The organism is Halorubrum halophilum, assembly GCF_000739595.1.
In the GTDB taxonomy this organism is placed as follows: domain Archaea; phylum Halobacteriota; class Halobacteria; order Halobacteriales; family Haloferacaceae; genus Halorubrum; species Halorubrum halophilum.
This window is the reverse complement of sequence record NZ_BBJP01000102.1, coordinates 1-663: the sequence shown is the minus strand read 5'-3', so window position 1 is coordinate 663 and position 663 is coordinate 1. Positions and strand designations below refer to the sequence as shown.

Here is a 663-nt window from a genome sequence, read left to right as displayed (position 1 = left end):
CAGCAAGCCGCTATCCAACTACCATACAACATATCTATCCACGTTCTATCTTGTTTTGTTGAAGCTAAGACTGTGGAAGGATAATTATATTAACATTCAGCTTCGGTACTTCCCAATCGTGGAGCCAAAAGACGACCTGAGTCAGCAGAACCGTTCAATTTCTGGGCAGTAGTGGAGTGAATTGAGGCGCCGGTTTGGTAGGTGCAAAGACTCTGATGAGAGTGTTCTTTTTTATATCATCGATTTCAAGTTCCTTCTCTCCCTCCCGACAAGCCACTGTACGTACTCTCGGTCGCTCTCAGTCGTGATGTCCTCGGACGACGGCGAGCCGATCGGGGCGTCGGACAGCGAGCGGATCGCGTCATCCACACACCCCACGAATCGACACCGTTGATACTACATCTGACTAAAACCATCAGTATATCGGCGGAGTGGTTCGCACTTCGGTTTCTGATACGCTCTGAGAGCCCTTCGCGTGCTCTGTCGTGTCGGGTGACAGTCACGGACCGGCGTCGGGTGATTCCGATTCGACAGGTGCCTTTATTAGTACGTGTTTACCCCGAGGTCTCGACAGCCGGCACAGCGTGAGCCCTGTCTCTTATACCCCTCTGACGCTGCCGACGAATAGAGAGGGGTTGGTGCTGGTGGTCGCGGTAGATGGGG

The 663-nt window shown here is 52.8% G+C and carries 1 protein-coding gene; it reads right to left on the bottom strand.

All coding sequences use genetic code 11. The annotated features are described in order from the left end of the window. Nucleotides 1–231: 231 nt before the first annotated feature. Complete coding sequence (locus ACP96_RS18980; protein WP_154020518.1) at nt 232–369, bottom strand: hypothetical protein; 138 nt, start codon at nt 367–369, stop codon at nt 232–234. Nucleotides 370–663: the final 294 nt, after the last annotated feature.